This is a genomic window from Flavobacterium sp., from assembly GCF_043778725.1.
In the GTDB taxonomy this organism is placed as follows: Bacteria; Bacteroidota; Bacteroidia; order Flavobacteriales; family Flavobacteriaceae; genus Flavobacterium.
The window spans coordinates 1-2,018 of record NZ_JAYWFT010000077.1; the positions used below are offsets into that span (position 1 = coordinate 1).

Consider the following 2,018-nt stretch of genomic DNA (forward strand, 5'->3'; position numbering starts at 1 on the left):
TATCAAATATGTCAAGTAGCTAATCCAAGTGTATGTGACCAAGCTACAGCAAGTGTAGTAGTTGCAGCAATTGATGCAGTGAATGATACACCAACACCAGTTCCTAGTGGCGGAACAACATCAAGTGTACTAGCAAATGATACATTGAATGGTTCTCCATTAAATCCTATAGATGTTACCTTAACACCAGTTACAGTTCCATCGGGATTAACTTTAAATCCTGACGGAACTATAACAGTAAGTCCAGGTACTTTCACAGGAATATATATTGTAACTTATACTATTTGTGAGGTTGCAGTTCCAGCGAATTGTGATACGGCAAATGCTACAATTGTAGTGTCTAATGGGGTTAATGCCGTTGATGATACTACCTATCCAACACAAGTTCCAAGTACAACAGTTGCTACAACAGTTGGAAACGTAACTGTTAACGATACATTGAATGGAGTTTTAGTCACACCATCAAATACAGATGTCACAGCAATAACAACAGGACCATTAAGTATTGATGTTAATGGAGTATTGACATTAGCGCCAAATACGACTTCAGGGACATATACTATTACTTACCAATTATGTGAAGTAGGAGCAGTTCCAGTAAATTGTGATTCAGCAACTGCTACCGTAGTTGTCTTGAACCCTATTGTAGCTAATAATGATGCAAATCTTGTTCCTGTAAATGGTTATGATGGTGGAACTGCTATTCCAACTATTTTAGTTAATGATACTTTAAACGGAGTTATTGTAAATCCATCTCAAGTGACAATTACATTAACAAGTACATTGCCGTCGGGAATTACATTTAATACTGTAACAGGTTCGGTAATAGTTAATCCGCAAACACCTGCTGGTACTTATATATTTACTTATAATTTATGTGAAGTAGGAGCAGTTCCAGCAAATTGTGATCCAGCAACAGTTACTGTTATAGTTATAGCTGCTCCAATTATAGCAGAAGATGACAACGTTTCTACTGTACCAGTAAATGGTTATGAAGGAGGAAGTCCTGGTAATATATTTACAAATAATGGAAGTGGACAAGATACATTAAATGGAAATTCGGTTATCGCCAATCAAGTAGTTATTTCAATTATTAATAATGGTGGAATAAATGGGATAACAATTTCAAATAGTGGTACAATAAATATTCCATCAGGAACACCATCAGGAACATATAGTGTTGTTTATAGTATTTGTGAGGTTTTGAATCCTACAAATTGTGATTCAGCAACAATTATCATTGTTGTTACTGCGCCACCTATTGATGCAGTTGATGATTTAAATAATGATCCAATTAGCTCAGAGTCTGGTTCGTCAGTGCCGCTTTATCCAAACGATACATTAAATCAAAATACTTTAAATCCTAGTGAAGTATTATTTACTTTGGTAGATAATGGAGGAATCAATGGCGCGACAATAGATGCTCAAGGAAACTTAATTGTTCCTGCAGGAACTCCAATAGGAACATATACAATTATATATTCTATTTGTGATGTTATTAATCCAAATAATTGTGATACTGCTATAGCTATTATTATTGTTAAGGATCCATGTGATTTTGATGACAGTGCTGATACTTGTGATATTATTGTTTACAATAGTTTATCCCCAGGTAACGATACTATTAATGAATATTTTGTTCTTGGAGGAATTGAAAGATTTCCTAATAATACAGTTGAAATATATAATCGTTGGGGTGTATTAGTATACGATGCTCAAGGATATGATAATAACACAAAAGTATTTAGAGGTATATCTGAGGGTCGCGTTACAGTAAAACAAGCTGATGAGCTACCTGAAGGAACTTACTTTTATGTCTTGAAATACACTAAAACAAGTGGTGTTGTTAAAGAGAAAGCAGGATATTTATACATTAACAGAAAATAGTTAAACTTCCGAGGATAGTAATGTCCTCGGAATAACACCCAAATAAATGAGAACAAAAATTTTAATTTTCGCTTTATTGTTAGTGGGATTTGTGAGTTACTCGCAACAAGATGCCCAGTATACACAATACA

General features: G+C 34.4%; 1 protein-coding gene. It reads left to right on the plus strand.

All coding sequences use genetic code 11. The annotated features are described in order from the left end of the window. Positions 1 to 1,887: gliding motility-associated C-terminal domain-containing protein (locus tag ACH2CG_RS06715; RefSeq protein WP_395063475.1), on the plus strand; the 1,887-nt coding region annotated here is incomplete at its 5' end. Between the last annotated feature and the right edge of the window lie 131 nt (positions 1,888 to 2,018).